The sequence below is a fragment of the Aequorivita todarodis genome (genome assembly GCF_028561335.1).
In the GTDB taxonomy this organism is placed as follows: Bacteria; Bacteroidota; Bacteroidia; order Flavobacteriales; family Flavobacteriaceae; genus Aequorivita; species Aequorivita todarodis.
Genome location: NZ_JAQQTG010000020.1, coordinates 138,499 through 159,794, shown reverse-complemented (window position 1 = coordinate 159,794; position 21,296 = coordinate 138,499). Strand labels below are relative to the sequence as shown.

Here is a 21,296-nt window from a genome sequence, read left to right as displayed (position 1 = left end):
GAGGTGAGATTTGAGACGTGAGATTTGAGATTTAAATAAGAAATAAAGAAAAAAGACTTAAGACATAAGACGTAGGACGTAAGACGTAAGACAGTCAGGTTTGTATGACTTTGAATAAACAATAACAATAAACAATAACAATAAACAATAACAATAAAAAATAGAAAATAACCCAATGAAACTACTAATAGTAACCGTTGTGGACGAATTTCAGAAAGACGTGCTGCGACTTTTTAAAAAAGCGAATATTGAGAGCTATAGCGGTTCCGATATTGAGGGCTATAAAAATGCTTCTTCCTTTATGATGAATTCCAGTTGGTTTCCATCGGAAAAAGGAGGCGCGGACAGCAGTATGTTTTTCTCCTTCACTGAAGATGAAAAGATTGATTCTTTTTTCAGTTTGGTAAAAGAATTCAATAAAAATCTTGAAACCAACAACCCGATCCATGCGGTGGTAGTACCCATAGAACGGAGTATTTAGGCCCCTCCCGGCCTCCCCGAAGGGGAGGTGATGGAGAGGACAAACAAGATTGTTTAATTTTAAAATTTCAATATTATGATTAACAGATATATTAGGGCAATTGCCGGAACTTTCATTTTAATCAGCCTTTTGTTGGCTGTATATGTAAACATAAACTGGTTGTGGTTTACAGGTTTTGTGGGCGTCAACCTCTTGCAATCGTCATTTACAAAATGGTGTTTGATGGAAAAAATCCTTAAAAAACTTGGCGTGAAGGACGAAGGGGATAGCTGCTGCGCTTAAAGTTTCGCTTTAAAATTCAATAAATCCAAATCCCGCTGCAGAAAATTGTAAGCGGGTTTTTTTGTGAATACGGGTACAATATGACTTTGGTCATTTTAAAACCCGCAAATTCTGGATATATTTGAGATGAATAAAAAAATCAGAGTATCATGACTATAAACATTCAGTATGTGAAAATGCCCACCAGCGAGGCAATGAACGATTATGTTGAAAAAAAACTTCAAAAACTTGCTGAAAAGTATGATTGGCTAATTAGGGCCGACGTAAGCTTTAAGTTGGAAAACAACGTTTACGGCAAAGGCAATATTTGCGAAATGGAATTGAGCCTTCCGGGACCGAAAATTTTTGCAACATCAAAAGAGGCTACGTTTGAGGCAGCCGCAAAAGAAACAATTTCGGACCTTGAAAAACAGCTTAAAAAACGCAAGGCTAAATTCTCAACCCACTAAAAGATCAAAAACATGAAAAAAATATTAGTTCCCGTAGATTTTTCCGAACATTCAGACTATGCATTGGAAGTTGCAGCAAATATTGCGAAAAAACAAAATGCTGAAATTGTTGCGGTTCATATGATGGGTCTTAGCGACGCAGTCTTAACGCGCGATGAAAGCAAGGAAGCTTTTGAGGCGATGTTTTACATGAAATTGGCAGAAAAGCGTTTTGCCGAATTTCTCGATAAAGATTATTTAAAAGACGTAACCGTAACCGATGCCGTCCACAATTATAAAATTTTTAGTGAATTGAACGATGTGGCCCGCGAGTTTGGAGCAGATTTAATTATCATGGGCTCGCACGGCAGTTCTGGTCTTAAGGAGGTTTTTGTGGGAAGCAATACCGAAAAAGTAGTCCGCACTTCCGAAATACCCGTTTTGGTGATAAAGCACCGTCATGAATATTTCAATCCGGAAGTTGGGGTTTTTGCCTGCGACTTTTTGGAAAACTCAATTGGTCCCTACCAGCGCGCCCAAAAAATGTTTGAAGATTTGGGAATTGAAATGGAAATGCTCTATGTGAACCTTGCGGGCGATTTCCGCAGTACCCGCGAAATAGAAAAACGCATCCTCAACTTTTTAAAGAGCGCCGGCGAAGAGAATCCGCTGGAAACCTTGAACAAGGTGGTACAGTACAACGAGTATTCGGTGGAAGCGGGAATTTTCGGCTATAGCCAAGTGAGCAATGCCGATATTATTGCCCTGCCCACACAGGGCCGTCAAGGGCTGGCGCACTTCTTCTCAGGCAGTATTGGCGAGGACGTGGTAAACCATTCCGACTTGCCGGTAATGACCTTTAAAGTATAGTTAATTTAGTTAATTGCTATCGACAACAATTAACGTTAAGAGCAGGAACTTCATATTTTTGGGTTCCTGCTTTTTTTTAAGAAATTTTTCCCGCAAGCCTCATTCCAGCCCGAATATTCAGCCCCATCAAACTCAAATTAATGGCGCCGAGCAGCAACTCAATGCCTTGAACGGTAAAAAATGTGGTGTCAATGTTTTTAAAATTGGCGTGATAGTAAAGATAAATTGCCAGCGAAATCAAGAAGACCCCATTAACGGCCACGAGTTTCATCCTGTTTTGTTTTTGGACTACAATAGGATTTTTGGATTTCCCGGCCAATCTTTTCCCGGAAAGCGCGAGCATGGGCATCGCAATTATTAAAATGGGAAGACAATACAGAATAACCGTTTTCACTTGTTTGATAAAATCTGCATCGCCAATAATTTCGGCAATTAGCGAAAATGTGAAGAAATTCGCAATGGTCAGTGCGGCAATAATTGTTGCCGCAATATGGATTCTTATAAGTTGCTTCCGTTTCATTTCCTTTAAATTTAAGAAACAAAATTATGGAGCTTCCTGTTCTTAAAATTGTAGGAATCGGAAATCGGGCAGATCTTCCCGTATATTTTTTGGGCTTCGGCCGGTAATGTTTTTTATGGTATGGGTGAAATGCGCCTGATCGGCAAAATTTTGATCGTAGGAAAGTGAGGTTAGCGAGGAAGGATCGTTCTTCATTTGAAAAACAGACTGCTTCAATTTCACCAGTTGCAAATAGTCTTTCGGAGAGCAGCCGATGTATTTATGGAAATAATTCCGAAGCATTCTGGTAGAAACGCCAACCGTATCGGCGAGAAACGAAATGGAGGCCCTTCCTCTTTCGGCTTCAATTGTTGCGATTACGGTTTCAATTTGCGAGAGATCTTTCACCAAAACCGTATTTCGGAAGATTTTTTCCACCTCTGCAAACATTTCTTTGGTTGAGGCACAGGTATCAATTTTTTTCTGGAATGATTCGGCTTTTTTTCCGAATAATTCCTTCGTATTGATAACCCACGGCAATTCCGAAACGTTTTTATTAGTGAGATAGGCCAAGGCAAAGGGCTTTACGTGCGCCCCCAGTATTTTCACGCGATCGGTCAATGGCGCAACCGAAATTTGATCCGTCGAAAGGCGCGAAATAATCATTTCCGCAGTTTCCGATTTATTTTTTGAATGATTGGTAACCAAAAAAGGATGCTCAAAAAAGTAACCAAAAGTGAGGCGTGGGAAGGGCAGCACATACTCTTCTTTCATCGCTAATTCGGAAACGGGAATGTCTATAAAAAAATAATAATCCACCAATTTTGGCAGAAAATGGTTTTGTGGTGTTTGTATTTCAAAGCCATTTTCCATTTTTTTTTGATGAATTAATTATTACAAAACGGTATTCAAGGCAATTTCAATCATTTTTGAAAAACTGCCCTCGCGTTCCTCGGCTGTGGTGCTTTCCCCCGTTACCAGACTATCTGAAATGGTCAAAATGGCCAAGGCCTTCACATTGAATTTTGCCGCTATGGTGTAAAGTCCGGCAGCTTCCATTTCTACGCAAAGCACGCCAAACTCGGCCCATTTCTTATAATTGTTGAAGTCGTCTTCATAAAACTGGTCGCTGGAAAGTATGTTTCCGGCCTTTATGGGAATGTTGTTTTCCCTTGCGTAAAGTGCGGCTTTCATAAACAGGTCAAAATCGGCGGTGGGCGAGTAGTCGCAGTTTACAAAGCGGGTGTTGTTGATGCCCGAAGTGGAGGATGCCGCCATCGCAATTACAATGTCGCGAATGTTGATGTCCTTTTGATAGCTACCTGCAGACCCCACGCGGATCAGGTTTTTTACGCCGTAATCATTGATAAGCTCATGGCAATAAATCAAGGCCGAAGGAATGCCCATGCCGGTTCCCTGTACTGAAATTGGCTTGCCTCTAAAAGTACCCGTGTAGCCCAACATGCCGCGCACGTCGTTGTAACATTTGGGGTTTTTTAGAAAGGTTTCCGCAATCCATTTGGCGCGCAATGGGTCGCCGGGCAGCAGAACGGATTCTGCAATTTCTCCGGGCTTGGCTTCAATATGTGTGCTCATCTGTGTCTTTTTTGGTGGCCGTTACAATCTCGATTCCCGAGGAAGTGCCGATTCTGCTCACGCCCAATTTTATATATTTCTTGGCGGTGGCAGCATCTTTTATTCCGCCGGAGGCTTTTATTTTTAAACTATCGCCTATTTCGGCAACCATTATTTTCACGGCTTCTTCCGTGGCACCGCCGGTTCCGAAGCCGGTGGAGGTTTTTACAAAATCGGCACCTGCCTTTTTTGAAATATGGCAGGCTGTCCGTATTTCGGCATCGGTTAAATAGCAGGTTTCCAGAATTACCTTTAAGGTTCGGTCGCCAATGGCTTTTTTCACAGCGGCGATTTCATTCTGCACCTCGCTGTACTTTTCGGCTTTTAAAAAGCCGATGTTCAGCACCATATCAATTTCATCGGCACCCTCCTTTATAGCTTGTTCGGCCTCGCAAACCTTGGGGTGAAGGCTACTTGCGCCCAAAGGAAAACCCACGACCGAAGCTACTTTTACATCGCTATTTTTTAATTTTTCTGCAGCTAAGGATACGTAACAACTGTTTACGCAAACCGCATAAAAGTTGTGTTCTTTTGCTTCATTGCAAAGGTTTATAATGTCTTCGGGCGTAGCAGTGGCTTTTAAAAGGGTGTGGTCTATATATTGGCTAAGTTCCATCAATTTTTATGTTGATTGATGATGGAGACCAGTTCGTGTTTCTGCAGAACGCCGCTCTGCCGCCAGAGTTGCTTTCCGTTTTTAAAAAGAATCATCGTGGGCACCCCGCGCACTTGAAATTGTGCAGCCAGGGGTTGGTTTTTGTCAACGTCTATTTTTACGATTTTTACGTCGTCGCCCAATTCATCCTTCACCTGTTTCAGAATGGGTGCCAGCATTTTGCAGGGACCGCACCAATCGGCAAAAAAATCGACAAGTACGGGCGTTTCCGAATTTATGATGTCTTTAAAATTGCTTTTCATATCATTTGTTTTTGCCCCCAACCCCTAAAGGGGAGCATAACCTGCTCTATTTATAGGAGTTTGGAGAGCTCCCTTTAGGGCTGGGGTGTCATTTGTTATCGCCTCCAGCCCCTATAGGGGAGCATAGCCTGCTCTATTTTAAGGAGCTTAGAGAGCTCCCTTTAGGGCTGGGGTATCTTTCCTCTTTTTTCTTTCTTCTAATAAATCAACCAATCAACGGATTCTTTTTATACTTCCGCAAAACGGGCATCAGCATTTCCATCGGAATCTGGATGGAATAGGTTCCCGTATAGGAGGGGCAGATTACGCAGTCGTCAAAATAGAACTCCACCACATCGTCGTTGATCACAAAATTGTTTTTTGCATCGAAGAAATCATCTGCGGAAATGGCCCAGCAATCGTAGTACATTTCCCCGGAATTGATTTTTTCCTTTAAAAGCGTATTTAAAATCTCGCGCAATTCTTCTTCGGAACCATTGTTAAAAAAATCCTCATAATTCATAAATACCGCCCTTTCCAGATCAAAATTCATGGTCTCAAACGTATAGGCTGCATGGGCGGCGCCTGTATAGTGGTTTTCTTTGTAAAAAAGCACGCTGATGAGCCGGTCGTTGAGGTTGTATATTTTGTAATCCACCTTCCGCAATTCGTTCTGTTTGGGAATTCCCAAGGAATCGCAGAGCCGCTTTTCCTCTAAAATCTGTTTCTCGACACCTTTGGCATCCAGATAATATTTGCTGATGTATTCGTTGAAATTTTCAAACTGCGGTTTGATTTTCTCGTTGAGGTAGGGGTACTTAAAATCCAAAAGATAATGGTCGCCCTGCTTTTTGAACGATTTGGAAATCAAAAGATTTTCCATTTCGGCGCGCGAATCTGTTTTTTCCAACAGTTCCTTGCGTTTTAGAATAAGGGTCTGTTGCTGATTTTCCAGGTTTTTGTCGGAAACTTTTAGGGAATCCGTTATTTCCTCAATTGAGTCGGTATCATTGTCCGGTTCCTCTTTTTTGGGATCGTTTTTACACCCAAAAAAAAGTATGAGCAAGAGATAGGGCAGTAGGTTTTTCATTTTAATTCGATTTATCGTTTAAAAATACGCAAACCTTTTTTATACCGAAAACAGGCAGGAATTTTTTAGGATTACTGGCTCAGCAAGTTTTTCAATTTGGCGAGCATGATCAATTCGCTTTTGTTCTTCCCGGCGAAGGAGCCCGCAATGGCGTTGGCCGTTTTCCAGATCAGTTTTTTCCGCTCGTCGGTAAAGAGTTGTGGATTGTCCTTTTTATAATCGGCAAAGCTGTCAAAGCAGTCGTTGGCGTCCAATTGTTCATAATCAAACCAGTCAAAGACCACTTCTATTTGATAGGCGGCATCGGTATGGAAGGGGTCTTCATAATCGTCGAGGTCTTTCCATTGCTCGGAAACGATTTTCTTCAACATATCGTACTCGGCCTTTCGCACCACTTTGTCGGCGGCGGCTATAGCGTAAAACAGCTCGCCCATTTTTTGGTAAAAAAGCAATTGTGGCTTCTCCATGGCTCCCATAGGATTAAATTTTTCAAAATTGTTTTAAACGGTAAAAATAGAGGACCAAGCCGTATTAATCTATGATATAAATCAGTTATTCCAAAACTGTTTAATTTGCGTATTTTAGCGTCGTGAAAGTATTTGAGGAAAAAAAGGGAAATATTTTTAGGATTCTTTCCGAAGCCATTTCCGAAGGCATTGTAATCGTTAACGAAAAGCAGGAAATTGTAACCTCCAATGAGGCTGCCGACCGAATGTTTGGCTATGGCCCCAAAGAGCTTTTGGGCGAAAATATAAACCTGCTCATTCCCCGGGAGTACAGACACATCCATACCCAACAAGTGGACGAGTATATGGAAAAAAGCGACCCGCGCCAAATGGGCCACGGGCGCGATCTGTACGGGCGGCGCAAGGATGGCAGTGTTTTCCCCGTGGAGGCAGGGCTGAACCCGTTTGAGATTTACGGGAGCAAATACGTGATGGCCCTGGTAACCGATATTTCCGTGCGGAAAGGCCAGGAGCGGGAAATTATAGAGCTCAACATGCAATTGGAGCAAAAAGTTGAGGCCCGCACCAAGGAACTGAAACAGACCATCAAAGAGCTAAAGGAAGAAGTGGCCAAACGCAAGGAAGCGGAATACAAAATTCTGGAATCGCTGCGCAAGGAGCGGGAACTCAACGAATTGAAAACCAAATTCCTATCCTTGGTTTCCCACGAATTTAAAACCCCATTGAGCGGGATACTCACCTCGGCTACCCTTGCGGGGAAATACACCGAAACCGACCAACAGGACAAGCGTGAAAAGCACTTGAAAACCATCCAGAGTAAGGTTAAATACTTGAATAATATTTTGAACGACTTCCTTTCCATTGAACGTCTGGAATCAGGGAAGGCCACTTATAAATTTGATACCTTCCCGCTGAGCAAAGTGGTGAACGAGGTAATCTACAACGCAAACATGCTCTTAAAGGAAGGCCAGCGTATAAATTATCCGCAGAATATTGACGATATCTCGGTTAATTTTGATGAAAAAATCCTTGAGCTTTCGCTTACCAATCTTATAAACAACGCCATAAAATATTCGCCTGCGCACACTTTGATTGATGTGGAGGTTATAAAGGAAAAGGAGGCGCTCACCATAAAGATTAAAGATGAGGGCATGGGTATTCCCGAAAAGGAACAGAAATATATTTTCAACAGATATTTTAGGGCTGAAAATGCGCTGCTGGACCAAGGCACCGGCATTGGCCTGAACATTGTGAAAAGCCACTTGGAAAGTCTCGGTGGCACCATTATCTTTGAAAGCGAGGAGGGCAAGGGCAGCACGTTTACCATTACTTTCCCCAACAAAAATACTACCGAATAGTATGAAGACAATACTTCTTATTGAAGACGATACCGCATTAAGAGAAAACACCGCCGAACTTTTGGAGCTTTCCGGATACAAGGTTTTTACGGCGCCAAACGGCAAAATTGGCATTCAAAAGGCTAAAAGCGAAAACCCGAACATTATTATTTGCGACATAATGATGCCGGAAATTGATGGCTACGGTGTGCTTGAGAGTGTTGCTTCGGAAGAAAAAACGAAACATATTCCCTTTATCTTTCTATCCGCAAAAACGGAGCATAAGGAAATACGCAAGGGCATGGACATGGGCGCGGACGATTACCTCACCAAACCCTTTGACGAGCAGGAATTGCTGAGCGCCATTGAAAGCAGGTTGGCCAAGGCAAGTATTCTGGCCATGCGCGAAAGCAGTAAGGAAAAGGACAATGCCGAGGACGACGAAAACCCCCAAAACCTGAACCAGCTAAAGAACTTTTTTTGTGATGAAGGCGAAGTGTCCAACTATAAAAAAGGCGAAACAATTTACCGAAAAGGCGACCACTCAAACAGTATGTTCCTAATTTTGAAAGGCGTAGTAAAAACACATACGATGGATGCCAATGCAAAGGAACTTATTACTGGACTCTACAAAGCCGATGACTTTTTAGGCTTCACTTCCTTTGACGATAACATTCCCTATAACGAGACCGCCACAGCCGTGGAAGAAACGGAGGTTGTGGGAATTTCAAAAACCTATGTGCGCGATATTCTCAAGAAAAGTCAAGATGTTTCCTTGGAATTGATGAACCTTTTGACCGATAACCTTTCCGAGATAAAGCAGCAATTGGTTAAAATGGCCTACAGTTCAGTCAGGAAAAAGACGGCGAGCACCATTCTTCAATTTGTGGAGATTATGGATAAAAAGCCCGAGGCACCGCTCCGAATTTCAAGAAACGACCTCGCCACTACTGCTGGGATTGCTACGGAAAGCCTTATCAGGACCCTTTCAGATTTTAAGAAAGATGGCATCATTGAAATTGAGGGCCGCGACATCCGCATTGTAGATTTGGAAAGTCTGCGCGATATAGATTGAGACTCCGAGCTCTTTTTTCCCAAAGCTGATTTTTATCATTTTCTGTCCCGACCCATACAGATATTTTTGTCGGTAAGATTATGATGCTATGATGAATATACTAATCCCGACGGATTTTTCAGAAAATGCACAGAACGCCATTGCGTATGCACTTGCATATTTTTCCGATGTTGCGGTGAATTTTTATATCCTTCATGTTTCGCACACACATACAATTACTAAGGAAGAGGAACAGGAGCTTTTTTCTGACTTTGATACTGAAATGCAGACGGTTCAAAGCACTTCTGCTACGCTGCGGGAAGAAATAAGGAAATACCAAATCCGTTCCCAAAACCCAGCCCATAGCTTTTTCCCCCTTCACGAAAACCTTAACTTGGTCGAAGCCATTAGAAAAAATGTAATTGAAAAGGAAATCGATTATATTTTGATGGGCACCAAGGGAACTACTAAAATTAATGGCGGGGAAATGGGCAGCAATACCTGCGATGTGATTACCAAAGTGAAATGTCCCATTCTCGTGATTCCGGAAAACGCCAAGTTCAACGGCATTAAGAACATCGCCTTTTTAACCGATTACAACTGTATTTATCGCAACAAAATAATCACCAGACTTTCGGAGACGTTGGACCTGCATCGTTCGCCGCTTAGGGTGCTTCATATAAAAGCCCAAAATACGGGGCTTACCGCGGCACAGACCGACAACAAGGGGTTTTTGCATTACTTTTTCAAGGATAAAAAGCACAGTTTCCATTTTGTGGAAAATAAAGAGTTGGAAATAGGAATACAGGATTTTGTGGAAACTTGGGACATCAGTCTTGTTTCCATCGTGGCAAAAAACTTAAACCTTATCCAGCGGTTACTGTTGCGGCCTGCCGTAAAATCGGTGAGCTATTCGGTGAATGTGCCTTTTTTGGTGCTCCACGAGTGAGTTGAAATTCAAAATTCAAAATACCGAATACCAAATACCAAAAACCAAATCATTCCTCTTGGCCAATAGGATGGTCTTCATAAAAATCCTTAAAGGTTTTATCGGTGGTATAGCTGTCCCTTAAAACCTTAAAGACCGAGAATATTAAAAGCGCTTGTCCCAAAACGGTCAAATAAAATACCCACCCGAACGGAAAATCCATAGCCGCAAATATTGCGACTGTAACGAGCACGAATGTGGTTAGTACGAGATATGTGATAGCGGAAAGTTTCATAGCTTTTTAGTTTTAAATTACGAAATAAACGGCTTGCGCACTCTTAAGGATTCCTTAAAAATCAGGCTGTTGATTGATATTTATCATAGTTTTACTGTACTGTAATGGTTATATTTACGTAATCATTCAAAAACAGACCGCCATGCGAAAAATATTGATTCCCACAGACTTTTCGGACAATGCAATGAACGCCATTAAATACGCTACTGAGCTATTTAAGCACGGCCCCACCGAGATATATTTGCTCCACGCTTTTTCCGATTCGGTGTATGAGGACAAGGCCCGCTTGGCCGATGCTGTTTTTGAGGAATTGCAGGAAAAGGCGCTTCAAAAAGCAAAGGAAAATCTTGAGGAAACCCGAAAACAAATCCTCAGCTTTTCCCCAAATCCAAAGCATACATTGCATACCATTGCCGAATTTGGCCTGTTGGTGGATTCGGTAAACGATTGGGTAGAAAAGGAGAATATAGACGTGGTGGTTATGGGCACCAAAGGTGAAACCGCCGATAAAAAAATAACCTTCGGTAGCAACACGCTGCAGGTAATAAAATATGTGAAATGCCCCGTGCTCGCCATTCCTGCCGTTTATGGCGATGTGCATCCTAAAAACTTGTTGTTTCCCACAGATTATTTGTTGCCCTACAAACGCCGCGAACTGAAACTGGTGAGCACCATTGCCAAATGCTTCGCTACCAAAGTAGATTTTCTCTACGTTTCAAAATTTCCAACCCTTTCCTTGCGACAGCAGGATAACAGGAAATTTTTGGAAGCGGCCTTCTGCGACAACCAAATAAATTTCCATCAAAAAGGCGGGACAAATGTTACCAAGGCCATCAACACTTTCATAATTGAAAATCCCATAGATATGCTGGTGATGGTCAATACGCGCCATTCCTATCTGGAAAATATACTCTACCAGTCAACCATTGAAAAGATTGGGTTAAAAATTGACATTCCCTTTTTAGTACTTCAAAATTTACCGAGATAAACCTTTTAATTACATATTGACAATGAAAAAAATCCTCGTTCCAACCGATTTCTCCAAAAACGCCTATGCGGCCTTGTTTTATGCCACAAAACTTTTTAGCGATGAAGCACTGCAAATAACCATTCTCCATTCTTTTGGGGAAGAAGTGGGGAAGCTAACGAGCCGTGTGGACATAGGCCGTTCAGAAAATATAATTGAAAAATTGTACCGACAATCTGATGAGGACGGCCAGCAATTGGTGCATCAAATAACACTGGATTCTTCCAAGGTTGCACACAAATTTGAAGTGATTTCCACGCCGGCAACCCTGTCAAAAACCATCAATAAATTGGTTGCCACCGAAGGAATAGACCTCGTGGTTATGGGCAGCAAGGGCCGCACGGGTGCCGAGGACGTACTTGTGGGGAGCACGACGGTTAAAATCACCAAATCGTTGGAAGGTTGCCCGTTGCTCATTGTTCCGCGCGAAGTGGATTACGTAATTCCCACAAACATTGCGTTTGCAACGGATTTTAACGATTTCTACCAACTTTCAAAACTGCGGCCCATCGTTCGGTTGGTACGCCAGTACAATTCAAATTTGCACGTGGTCCACGTAGGTGCGGAAGGCGATTTGGACGTCCTACAACAGCAAAATCTGGAACATTATAAAAACGACCTCACGGAATATGATACCGAGTTCCATTTTATTCCGAAAAAGGACAATATCTCAAAAACCCTTCATAACTTTATTGATGGACGAAATATGGATTTACTGGCCCTCGTGTACCACAAGCACGCTTTCCTAAAGCAACTTTTTAGGGAACCCGTGGTAAGTAGGGTAGGGAAGCATACCCATACGCCTACTTTGGTTATTCCTATTAAGAATTAAAATTTCAGAAGATGAAAAAGCGAATATTGATACCTACAGATTTTTCAAGAAACGCCTGGAACGCCATAAAATATGCTATGGAGCTCTATAAAAGGGAACCTGCGGATTTTTTTTTGCTGCACACCTATTATCTTTCCGGGTATTCAAAAGAGAACCTTTTGAGCCCAGAGCCTACGGAAGAAGCCCTGCAAAAAGTTCGGGAAGCTTCGGAGAAAAATATGGAGAAACTAAAGGTGCAAATGGCTTTTTACGAAGAAAATGATAGCCACAGCTTTCATTATTTAAGCGAATTTGGTTCCTTTTTCGACGTAATGAAGAAAACGGTTGAAAAGCAGGATATAGAATTGGTAATTATGGGAACCCAAGGCGAAACGGACAATAAGACCGTGATTTTGGGCAGCAATGCAGTAAATGCGATGGAAAAAATCAGGAATTGCCCGGTGCTCGCTATTCCTTCAAATGTGTTGTTCAAGGACCCGAATGAAATTGTTTTCCCCACAAGTTATAGAACGCACTATAAAGAGAGGGAACTGGCCACTTTGGTAGATATTTCGCGCTGTACCAATTCCCCAATCCGTATCTTACATATTCAGAACAATAAAGGCTTGACCAAAGCCCAGCAGGAAAATAAGGCGTTGCTGGAGAAAATTTTGGAAGCCGCCAGTTTTACCCACCATACACTATACGACGTTGACATAAACGACGGGGTGCGCTGTTTTGTACAGAGCCGACAGAGCGAGATGATTGCCATTGTGAACAAAAAGCACAATTTCTTTGGGAGTGTTTTTTCCAACCCCATGGTCAAAGAACTCGGAAAGCACGCCAATGTACCGTTGCTGGCGATGCACGATTTGAGAAATTGAGTACTTATAAAAATTTAATGTGAATCAAAACAAAAAAGTTGGTTATGCAAAAGCAAGTTTTAATCCCTACCGATTATTCAAAAAATGCCTTCAATGCCATTGTTTATGCGTTCGAGCTTTTTGCGGAGGAAGATTGTACGTTTCACATTTTCCATTCCTATTTTTTAGCGCGTTCGGCCAAGGGCAACGTGTTGTTTCCTGAACCCGAACCGGCGGATTATGATAGGGCAGCAAGGCTTTCGGGCGAAAGAATGGAATGGTTGAAAAAGAAAGTGGGATTATTGGCAGACAATCCAAAACATACCGTTTATTTCGACCACAAATTTGGAACCCTTATCGAGTTGTTGGAAGAGAAGGTAATGCGCGATAAAATAGACCTTATAGTTATGGGAACCCGCGGTATAACAGACGATACCAAGGTAGCATACGGCAGAAACTCCGTAAATGTAATGGAAAACATCAGAGGCTGTGCCGTGCTTGCCGTGCCCGCCAATGTTTCCTATAAAAAGATAGGCAGCATCGTTTTCCCCACCAACTTTAAGACCCATTTTAACGAGCGGGAAATGAAAACCTTTGTGAAGATTGCACAGCTCGGAAATTCAGAAATCCAAATCCTGCACCTTGGCAAGGAGAAGGACCTTTCGGAAAGGCAAAGGAACAATCGGAAGGAATTGGAAAACCATTTCAGCGAAGTAAAATATACCTACCACTGGCTTGAACATAAGGGCGTAAAGGAGGGCGTGCTGTCCTTTGCAGACCAGCAAAATAGCGGGATGATAGCTTTTGTGAACAGAAAGCATTGGTTCTTTGGCAGTGTTTTTTCAAATCCGTTGGTTAAAAGTCTCGGCATCCATTCCAAAGTACCCATCCTGGCACTCCACGATACCAGAAACTAACCTTAATTATGAAAAACAATGCCATTGAAGTAATAAAGCATTCGGGTGAACGGGCCATATTTTCAATTGAAAAACTGAAAAATTCCCTTCGGAAAAGCGGCGCAGAGGAGGCCTTGGTCAACGAAATTGCCAATAACGTCCGCGATGAACTTTATCAGGGTATTTCAACCAAGGAAATCTATAATCGTGCCTTTGCACTTCTGAAGAAAAAGAAAAAAGGTTACGCTTCAAAATACAAGTTGAAAAAAGCAATCTATGAGTTGGGTCCCACGGGATTTCCATTTGAGAAATTTGTGGGCGCCATTTTATATTACAGCGGTTATGATGTAAAGACGGGCCAATTTTTGAACGGTAAGTGCGTAACCCACGAGGTAGATGTGGTAGCGCACAAAAACGGCCAATATATAGTTGCCGAATGTAAGTTCCACAGTGATGAAGGGCGAAATTGCAATGTAAAGGTGCCGCTCTACATACATTCCCGTTATCGCGATATACTCAACAATTACGGTGACGGCAACAAGGGGGAAAAGCCGAATGAAGGCTGGGTGGTCACCAATACGCGATTCACCGAAGACGCCTTGACCTACGGCAAATGCGTTGGCCTTTACCTTTTAAGTTGGGATTTCCCGAAAGATAACGGCATCAAGGACCGCATAGACCGTTTGGGGCTTTATCCTGTAACCGTTTCTACCTTGCTCAGTCAGCGCGAAAAGCAATTTCTCCTCAGTCGCGATGTGGTGCTTTGCAAACAGTTGATAGACGACCAATTTTATCTCGACCATTTGGGAGTTTCGGAAAAGCGGAAAGCGCGGATTTTAGAGGAAATAAACATTTTGTGCCAAAAGAGTTGATTATGCAAAAAGTAAAAATACATTTCCTCGGAGCTGCGGGAACCGTAACAGGTTCAAAGTATTTAATTGAAACTTCGGAAAAGAATTTATTGATAGACTGCGGTATGTTCCAAGGTCTAAAAGAGCTGCGTGAAAAAAATTGGGAACAACTGCCAATTGATGTTTCAGAGATTGATGTTGTCCTGCTTACCCACGGCCATTTGGACCATACGGGCTATCTGCCGCGATTGGTAAAACAAGGTTTCCGCGGAAAAATTATTGGCACGGCACCCACGCTTGCAATCACTAAAATAATTTTGTTGGACAGTGCTAAAATCCACGAAGAGGAAGCCGAAAAAGCCAATGAGGAAGGCTATTCCAAACACAAACCCGCCGAACCATTTTATAGCGTGCAGGAAGCCGAAGTGACCCTGGGATTTTTTCAATCTAACGCAAGAGATGAATGGTTTGAACTTTCGGAAAACATCAAATATCGTTTCAGGTATAACGGGCATATTATCGGAGCAACTTTTATCGAGCTGGAAATTTTCGGCAAAACTTTCGTCTTTTCCGGAGATATTGGCAGGGAGCACGATTTACTGCTTTATCCACCCAAAAAACCGGAGTGGGCGGATTATCTTTTTATGGAAAGTACCTACGGAAACAAAAATCATCCGCAGGAAAGCGTTTCAGATAAATTGGTGGAGCTTATCAATAAAACTATCCACAACCGTGGCAATTTGATAATTCCTTCCTTTGCGGTGGAGCGTTTACAGACCTTGATGTTTCTGCTTTGGAAACTGTATAACGAAAACCGAATTCCGAACATACCCATATTTATCGATAGCCCAATGGGCAACAATGTGCTTTCGGTATTTCAAAATTTTCCCGATTGGCATAAAATGTCGGTGAAGGAGTTCAATACCATGACCAATCGGATGCACATTATTTCTTCCTATAAAGATACTTGGAAAACCATTGACAATCCGCAGCCAAAAGTGGTAATTGCCGGTAGTGGAATGGTTACTGGCGGAAGGGTTTTAACCTATCTGAAACAGATGATAGATAAAGCCAATACAACCGTTTTATTGGTAGGCTACCAAGCTGAAGGAACGCGCGGCAGGCAAATGCTGGAAGACGCACACGAATTGAAATTCTTCGGAAAATACTATCCCGTAAAAGCTGAAATCCATCATATTGAAAGCCTTTCGGCACACGCAGACCAGCAGGGGCTTTTGGATTGGACAAGCAATATTAAAAACATACCCGAGGAAACATTTCTTATTCACGGGGAACCCACGGCCCAGGATGCCCTGCGGGTTAAATTGCGGGATAGTTATGGTTGGAAAGTAAGTATTCCGAAGTTGTATGAAATAAAGGAAATTTTGGTGTAATAATCAATCATTTTATACTGCTCGCTAACTATAAATTGCACAGTTTTTTGATTTCACTTAAAACTCTATTTTTTCTCACAGACGAAACACCAATTTTATCAAGTAAAAAGGACGATTCGTAAAGTTCTTTGGTGAGGATAATATTCTTTTCAATTAGAAGGTGTTTTTCGTGTTTGGTCAAGGTTGTTAATGTGGTAATGGGGTAGAGGGCAAACTTATCTACGTTCTGTTTTATTCCGTTGTTTTCGGGATAATCCCAACTTAATAATTGAAGTCCCACACATTGGGAATAATCAATGGCATCCTTAGAAAAACGGGTGTTGGTTACCAACCAGCCTTGTTTTAAATGCGAAGTTTTTGCGGGGTCGCTGTTCCAGCTGTTTTGAATGTCGAGAAAGCGGGAGTTGATGTAGAGCGGAACTTTTACGTTACTTACCGCCCGTGGGTCTGAATGGAACTTGCATTCTACGGTGTAGGTGTTGCCGTCTTTTTCGGCCAGAACGTCAACTTCGTGGGTTACGCATTCGCCCTGCATAATAATGCCAACTTGCGTTCTATAGCCGTGATGCTTCAGCAAGGCACTTACCAACTGTTCAAAAGGATAGCCTGTGGGGCCCAAATCCAGAATTGCCCGTTTCAAACTGTATTTGGAAGCCGAAGTGCGATTGTGTTTCTTTAACTGCGAAAAAGCTTTTTTATAGATTTCCTTGGAAGGCATGCCGTCGTAGAGCGTTGGCATGATATGTTCCACGATTTCGTCTATTTCGCTTTCGGAAGCTTTGCTGCGCCTAAGGGAAGTTTTTAGTTTTTCAACTTTAAACTCTTCAATTTCTCCATTGAATTTTACTATTTCTATGCTTTTGTTTTTCATAATAAATTGATTTAAAATCGCAAAATTTCCGTCATTAAACCGAAACGGATTATATCCAGTTGATGCCTAAAGTAAATATTGTAATAATCCAAACCGTGATAAAATTTTACGAAAAACCCGATATCCTCCAAAAACTTGGGGTGGTAATAAAAAGTCAATGCCCCGCTGAAGCGTTTGGTTTCAACGGTTTTCCAATCATTTATTTTATCTAACATCCAAGTGGTTTCAATTTTCACTGAAAAGTTAGCTTTTCTTTTCTTACTGAAAAAATCCCGGTCCAGAGGAAGTTTGTAAGCGAAAAATGAATTGTGCCAACGGAGACCGCTATATTGACCCTGCAATTCTTCGAGCATCCAGCCTTTGGGATGGATTTCCAAAGAACTTTTAAAGAATTTTACTGCATTTACTTGAGAGCCGTATGAGGTATCGATAAAACCGATTTCAAAAAAATTGGTCGCAAAGTTTCCCGATCGCAGGTTGATGGAGCCATCGCTATTGTAAAAATTGCCATCCTGCCCGTTGGAATGGTGAGCCAATTTTCCGAACATGGTGGTGTGATGCGCCAAATCGGGATAGCCGAAGAGGTAATACAGCGTGAGTTGCGGAATATAACTTGGCGTTTTTACCGGGTACGATTCTTCGTTGAACATTCTAATGGTAATCTGGGGCGTCAAAACCATCATCAGCCTTGAATCTGCCCTTTTTCTGACCACAAAATTGGGGTTGAGGTTGGCCTCGAACATCAGCGGCTCTATGTTGCCATTATCTGTGGGAAACGTTATGTAGCTATCGCTTTGGTTAATGTGGGCAATCTTTGAGAGGTTGAGTTTTGGAAGGGTATCTCTCTCTTTTTGGGTAAAGGCGTTTGTACTCCACAAAAGAATAAATGCTATGTGGAATAAATAATTCATTTTTTTCTAATTGTGGTAAAGTGCATAAGTCCCGCAATTAGTATGGTAAACACAATCCGAAATGTCATTGCCGCTATGGTTTTGGTTTCGTATAGCCCGCCCGCCTGAATATGGATAAATAATGCTACGAAGGCGAAAATCAAAATTAGTACTGTTGATAGCATGAGCCAAAGTGTCCAATTTTCTGATTTTATATAGCCATAGGCCGCGATTAAATACACAATACCCATTGTCAGATTTGTCTTCACAATAAAGGGCACGAAGTTTCCTTCTTTGGCGCGGATGCCAAACCAGTCGAATAGGACGGAACTGCTCATAAATACCGTAACTAAGGCAAAGACAATCAATATTCCTACAATTATATATCTGGATATTTTCTTTGATTTCATAGTATTATCTTCTAAAACTTCCTTCGATTTTCCCAATACCACCACTTTGGCTTGTATTGCTTCTTCACCAAGCCAAATCGCTCAATGGCTTGGATTTTTATGTGCTCAACCACTTCCTCTGCCGAATCGGTCACAAAGATTAGGTCCAAATCCTCAGGACTGATGCTTTCGTTTTCAACCATCAGTTCAATATGTTCAATCAATTCCTTGTGATAGCTTCTATCAAAAATTACGATCGGAAAGTTTTGGATGATCTGGGTTTGTATCAGCGTGATGGCTTCAAAAAGTTCGTCCAGTGTGCCCATGCCGCCGGGCATGACCACAAAGGCGTAGGAGTATTTCATCAACAGGAATTTGCGGACGAAGAAATAGGGAATGTCGATCCATTTGTGCAGATACGGATTGGGTTTTTGCTCAAACGGAAGGATAATATTTACCCCCACCGAATACCCACCTGCTTCGTAAGCCCCTTTGTTGGCGGCTTCCATAATGCCGGGGCCACCGCCGGTCATAATGGTGAAACCCAGTTTTGAAAGTTCAGCGCCTATCTTTTCGGCATTTTTATAATGGGCGGAATCCGGTTCAAACCTGGCGGAACCATAGACCGTTACGCAGGGCCCAATAAAGTGCATTTTCCGGAATCCTTTTATGAAGTTGTACTGCACTTTAAAGGTAAACCAAAGCTCCTTGAGTCTGGAGCGCGGCCCTTTCAAAAAAGGAGATTCCGTTCTTTGCAGGTGATATTTAGGTTTTTTATCCATTAGTTCACTTTTTTATAACTCCAAACCGCCAATACGTTCATAAGTATTGCGAAAAGCAACGTTTTCAGCATTTGCGGTAAAATGTCGCCCAAGCCGGATCCTTTCAGCAGAACCATTCGCACAATCTCCACAAAATATTTTATAGGGTTGAATTCGGTAACAATCTGCGCCCATTTTGGCATGCTTTCAATAGGTGTGAAAAGGCCGCTCATTAAAATAAAGATCACGACAAAAAACCAGGCAATAAACATGGCCTGCTGCTGCGTATCGGTAAAATTTGAAATGAGCAGTCCCATCCCGAGAATTACCAAAATATAAATGGAAGTATAGGCGTACAGCAGTAGCAGACTCCCCAGCATGGGCGTGTTGAAGATCACTTTTGCGAGAATCAACCCTATGGTCAGCAGCCCCATTCCAATGATCCAAAACGGAAAAAGTTTACCGATAATAAACTGACTTTTGCGGATGGGCGTTACGTTTATTTGCTCCAATGTGCCTATTTCCTTTTCGCGAACAATGTTCATCCCGGAGAGAAACAGGGTTATCATCGTTACCAACAAAACCAAAATCCCCGGTACCATAAAGGTTTTATAATCCAGCGTGGTATTGTACCAAAAGGAGGGAATCGCCTGAATGGTCACGGGCTGCGCCACTTTTTTTGAAGTGTCCAATATGGTCATTTTCACGTCTTGGTTAAAACTGTGCACAATCTGGTTTACGTAACCGCTTTCCACCCCCGCCGCCGCGCCATCGATGGCGTTTATGGTGATGGAAAGATCGGCCGTTTTTTCCTTTAGCAGATTTCGTTCAAAATGGCTCGGAATTTCCATTACCACATCCACTTCGCCCGAAAGCATCGCGGCACTGGCTTTTTCCTGCGAGGGAAAATCGGTCAGAACGTTGAAAAAGGTAGAGGCATTGAACTTTTCAATCAGCGCGCGGGAGGTTGAGGTGCGGTCGTAATCTATGTACGCAAACTTGATGTTTTTCACCTCGTAGGTGGCCGCATTGGAGAGAATAACGAGCTGCAAAATCGGAAGGATAAATATGATAGGCAACATCCCTTTATTTCTAAAAATCTGCTTGAATTCCTTTTGTATTATGTAGCCGATGGTCTTCATTATTCCAGCCGTATTTTATATTTCTTTACACTCAAGCCAATAAAGAAAAGCGTCATCCCCATCAAGATCAGCGTTTCCTTCCAAATAAAGGCCATTCCCACCCCTTTTAGCATAATGCCTTTAATGATGATGATAAACCATTTAGCGGGAATGATGTTGCTGATTACCTGAAGGGCCACCGGCATGCTCGAAATGGGGAAAATAAACCCGGAAAGTAATATCACGGGCAGCATCAAGCCCATCAGCGAAATCATCATGGCCGATTGCTGCGTTTCCGCGATGGTGGAGATTAATATTCCCAAAGCAAGGGAAGTGATAATAAACAGCACACTCTCCAGGCCGAGTAAAATCAAACTGCCCTGCAATGGCATCTTAAAGATGAAAATGCTCAAAAGCACGATGACCGCTGCATTTATAACCGATAGGAAAATGTACGGCACCACTTTCCCGATAATAACCTGAAAAGGTTTTAAGGGCGAAACCAAGAGGATTTCCATTGTCCCCAATTCCTTTTCACGAGTGATGGAGATGGAGGTCATCATAGCCGAAACCAACATCAAAATAATTGTCATCACGCCGGGGACGAACATAAACACACTTTTGAGTTCCGGGTTGTAAACCATCCGTGTCTGCGGAATTATCTGATATTCCACTACTATCGCTCTGTTTTTTTCCTGCTGATAATTTTGAAGTATCGCATTGATGTAATTGGTGATGGAATTGGCCGTGTTTGGGTCGGTGGCATCGGTTATGATCTGGATGGTTGCCTGGTTTTGCTTGATTAGATTTCTGCTGAAATGCTTTTCAAAATTCAATACCGCTTTTATTTTTCCTTTTTTGAAGGCGGTCTCTATATCGGCTTCCCGGGTCAGAATTTGTTTAACGGTGAAATATTTTGAAGCTGAGATCTTATTGATGATCTCTTCGGTTGAAGCATCTTTTGAATGGTCCAAAATGGCGATATCCACATTGTTTATTTCATTGGTAATGGCGAAGCCAAAAAGCAAAATCTGCGCAATGGGCATTCCGAAAAGTATAAACAACGACCGCCTATCCCGAAAGATGTGGTAAAATTCCTTTTTTATAAAACCTATAAATCGTTTCATTTTCCCCTCTAACTCCCCAAAGGGGAGAACTT

27 protein-coding genes are annotated in these 21,296 nt (G+C 42.2%); 13 read left to right on the top strand and 14 right to left on the bottom strand.

The genetic code is table 11. The annotated features are described in order from the left end of the window. Positions 1-175 precede the first annotated feature (175 nt). The 4 genes from POV26_RS10035 to POV26_RS10020 all read left to right on the top strand — a co-directional run bounded on the left by POV26_RS10035 (position 176) and on the right by POV26_RS10020 (position 2,061). Positions 176-481, top strand: coding sequence for a hypothetical protein (locus tag POV26_RS10035; protein WP_272856337.1), 306 nt, complete (start codon positions 176-178; stop codon positions 479-481). Positions 482-556: 75 nt separating this feature from the next. Continuing rightward, on the top strand, positions 557-763 hold the full coding sequence (locus POV26_RS10030) for a YgaP family membrane protein (protein WP_062619344.1): 207 nt from the start codon (positions 557-559) through the stop codon (positions 761-763). 149 nt (positions 764-912) lie between these two features. Further along, complete coding sequence (hpf, locus tag POV26_RS10025; RefSeq protein ID WP_062619342.1) at positions 913-1,212, top strand: ribosome hibernation-promoting factor, HPF/YfiA family; 300 nt, start codon at positions 913-915, stop codon at positions 1,210-1,212. A gap of 12 nt (positions 1,213-1,224) precedes the next feature. Beyond that, positions 1,225-2,061, top strand: a complete 837-nt coding sequence (locus tag POV26_RS10020; protein ID WP_272856336.1) for a universal stress protein — start codon at positions 1,225-1,227, stop codon at positions 2,059-2,061. 76 nt (positions 2,062-2,137) lie between these two features. Here the strand turns inward: POV26_RS10020 and POV26_RS10015 are convergent, their stop codons facing one another. The 7 genes from POV26_RS10015 to POV26_RS09985 all read right to left on the bottom strand — a co-directional run bounded on the left by POV26_RS10015 (position 2,138) and on the right by POV26_RS09985 (position 6,658). Then, complete coding sequence (locus POV26_RS10015) at positions 2,138-2,581, bottom strand: hypothetical protein (RefSeq protein ID WP_272856335.1); 444 nt, start codon at positions 2,579-2,581, stop codon at positions 2,138-2,140. Positions 2,582-2,623: 42 nt separating this feature from the next. Continuing rightward, entirely contained in the window at positions 2,624-3,433 is an 810-nt protein-coding gene (locus POV26_RS10010) for a helix-turn-helix domain-containing protein (protein WP_272856334.1), read from the bottom strand. A gap of 21 nt (positions 3,434-3,454) precedes the next feature. Then, entirely contained in the window at positions 3,455-4,156 is a 702-nt protein-coding gene (gene deoD / locus POV26_RS10005; protein ID WP_272856333.1) for a purine-nucleoside phosphorylase, read from the bottom strand. Next, positions 4,140-4,811: a deoxyribose-phosphate aldolase gene (deoC, locus tag POV26_RS10000; RefSeq protein WP_272856332.1), complete on the bottom strand. Its 672-nt coding sequence runs from the start codon at positions 4,809-4,811 to the stop codon at positions 4,140-4,142. The genes deoD and deoC overlap by 17 nt, the downstream gene beginning before the upstream one ends. Continuing rightward, positions 4,811-5,113 (bottom strand): thioredoxin, encoded by a 303-nt coding sequence (trxA, locus tag POV26_RS09995; RefSeq protein WP_045080036.1) that lies wholly within the window; start codon positions 5,111-5,113, stop codon positions 4,811-4,813. The genes deoC and trxA overlap by 1 nt, the downstream gene beginning before the upstream one ends. Positions 5,114-5,318: 205 nt before the next feature. Beyond that, positions 5,319-6,182 (bottom strand): RsiV family protein, encoded by an 864-nt coding sequence (locus POV26_RS09990; protein WP_272856331.1) that lies wholly within the window; start codon positions 6,180-6,182, stop codon positions 5,319-5,321. A gap of 71 nt (positions 6,183-6,253) precedes the next feature. Beyond that, positions 6,254-6,658 (bottom strand): hypothetical protein, encoded by a 405-nt coding sequence (locus POV26_RS09985; RefSeq protein ID WP_272856330.1) that lies wholly within the window; start codon positions 6,656-6,658, stop codon positions 6,254-6,256. Positions 6,659-6,771: 113 nt separating this feature from the next. Between POV26_RS09985 and POV26_RS09980 the strand changes: the two genes are divergently transcribed. The 3 genes from POV26_RS09980 (at position 6,772) to POV26_RS09970 (ending at position 9,989) form a co-directional block, all read left to right on the top strand. After that, complete coding sequence (locus tag POV26_RS09980) at positions 6,772-8,007, top strand: PAS domain-containing sensor histidine kinase (protein WP_272856329.1); 1,236 nt, start codon at positions 6,772-6,774, stop codon at positions 8,005-8,007. A gap of 1 nt (position 8,008) precedes the next feature. Then, positions 8,009-9,061: a response regulator gene (locus tag POV26_RS09975; RefSeq protein WP_272856328.1), complete on the top strand. Its 1,053-nt coding sequence runs from the start codon at positions 8,009-8,011 to the stop codon at positions 9,059-9,061. A gap of 88 nt (positions 9,062-9,149) precedes the next feature. Next, entirely contained in the window at positions 9,150-9,989 is an 840-nt protein-coding gene (locus POV26_RS09970; RefSeq protein WP_272856327.1) for a universal stress protein, read from the top strand. A gap of 49 nt (positions 9,990-10,038) precedes the next feature. Here the strand turns inward: POV26_RS09970 and POV26_RS09965 are convergent, their stop codons facing one another. After that, positions 10,039-10,263 (bottom strand): hypothetical protein, encoded by a 225-nt coding sequence (locus POV26_RS09965; protein ID WP_045080031.1) that lies wholly within the window; start codon positions 10,261-10,263, stop codon positions 10,039-10,041. Positions 10,264-10,336: 73 nt separating this feature from the next. Between POV26_RS09965 and POV26_RS09960 the strand changes: the two genes are divergently transcribed. Genes POV26_RS09960 through POV26_RS09935 form a run of 6 tightly spaced genes read left to right on the top strand, consistent with a single transcriptional unit; the run spans position 10,337 to position 16,105 of the window. After that, positions 10,337-11,251 (top strand): universal stress protein, encoded by a 915-nt coding sequence (locus POV26_RS09960; protein WP_336375902.1) that lies wholly within the window; start codon positions 10,337-10,339, stop codon positions 11,249-11,251. Positions 11,252-11,273: 22 nt separating this feature from the next. Next, a complete protein-coding gene (locus POV26_RS09955; protein WP_272856326.1) occupies positions 11,274-12,122 on the top strand; it encodes a universal stress protein in 849 nt (282 codons plus the stop codon). Between the two features lie 11 nt (positions 12,123-12,133). Continuing rightward, on the top strand, positions 12,134-12,985 hold the full coding sequence (locus POV26_RS09950; protein WP_272856325.1) for a universal stress protein: 852 nt from the start codon (positions 12,134-12,136) through the stop codon (positions 12,983-12,985). A 44-nt stretch (positions 12,986-13,029) separates the two neighbouring features. Next, positions 13,030-13,881: a universal stress protein gene (locus POV26_RS09945; RefSeq protein ID WP_272856324.1), complete on the top strand. Its 852-nt coding sequence runs from the start codon at positions 13,030-13,032 to the stop codon at positions 13,879-13,881. Positions 13,882-13,889: 8 nt separating this feature from the next. Next, positions 13,890-14,732 carry an ATP cone domain-containing protein gene (locus POV26_RS09940; RefSeq protein ID WP_272856323.1) on the top strand — a complete coding sequence of 281 codons (843 nt, stop codon included), beginning with the start codon at positions 13,890-13,892 and terminating at the stop codon, positions 14,730-14,732. 2 nt (positions 14,733-14,734) lie between these two features. Beyond that, positions 14,735-16,105 (top strand): MBL fold metallo-hydrolase, encoded by a 1,371-nt coding sequence (locus tag POV26_RS09935; RefSeq protein WP_272856322.1) that lies wholly within the window; start codon positions 14,735-14,737, stop codon positions 16,103-16,105. Positions 16,106-16,133: 28 nt separating this feature from the next. Here POV26_RS09935 and POV26_RS09930 read toward each other — a convergent pair whose 3' ends face one another. From POV26_RS09930 to POV26_RS09905, 6 genes are read right to left on the bottom strand one after another with little or no spacing between them, the layout of a single operon-like run. Then, positions 16,134-16,976, bottom strand: coding sequence for a restriction endonuclease (locus tag POV26_RS09930; protein ID WP_272856321.1), 843 nt, complete (start codon positions 16,974-16,976; stop codon positions 16,134-16,136). 11 nt (positions 16,977-16,987) lie between these two features. Beyond that, positions 16,988-17,887, bottom strand: a complete 900-nt coding sequence (locus POV26_RS09925) for a hypothetical protein (RefSeq protein ID WP_272856320.1) — start codon at positions 17,885-17,887, stop codon at positions 16,988-16,990. Beyond that, on the bottom strand, positions 17,884-18,276 hold the full coding sequence (locus tag POV26_RS09920; protein ID WP_272856319.1) for a hypothetical protein: 393 nt from the start codon (positions 18,274-18,276) through the stop codon (positions 17,884-17,886). Before POV26_RS09920 ends, POV26_RS09925 begins: the two co-directional genes overlap by 4 nt. An 11-nt stretch (positions 18,277-18,287) precedes the next feature. After that, positions 18,288-19,037 carry an LOG family protein gene (locus POV26_RS09915; RefSeq protein WP_272856318.1) on the bottom strand — a complete coding sequence of 250 codons (750 nt, stop codon included), beginning with the start codon at positions 19,035-19,037 and terminating at the stop codon, positions 18,288-18,290. After that, positions 19,037-20,158, bottom strand: coding sequence for an ABC transporter permease (locus tag POV26_RS09910; protein ID WP_272856317.1), 1,122 nt, complete (start codon positions 20,156-20,158; stop codon positions 19,037-19,039). Before POV26_RS09910 ends, POV26_RS09915 begins: the two co-directional genes overlap by 1 nt. Continuing rightward, positions 20,158-21,264, bottom strand: a complete 1,107-nt coding sequence (locus POV26_RS09905; RefSeq protein ID WP_272856316.1) for an ABC transporter permease — start codon at positions 21,262-21,264, stop codon at positions 20,158-20,160. Before POV26_RS09905 ends, POV26_RS09910 begins: the two co-directional genes overlap by 1 nt. Positions 21,265-21,296 lie beyond the last annotated feature (32 nt).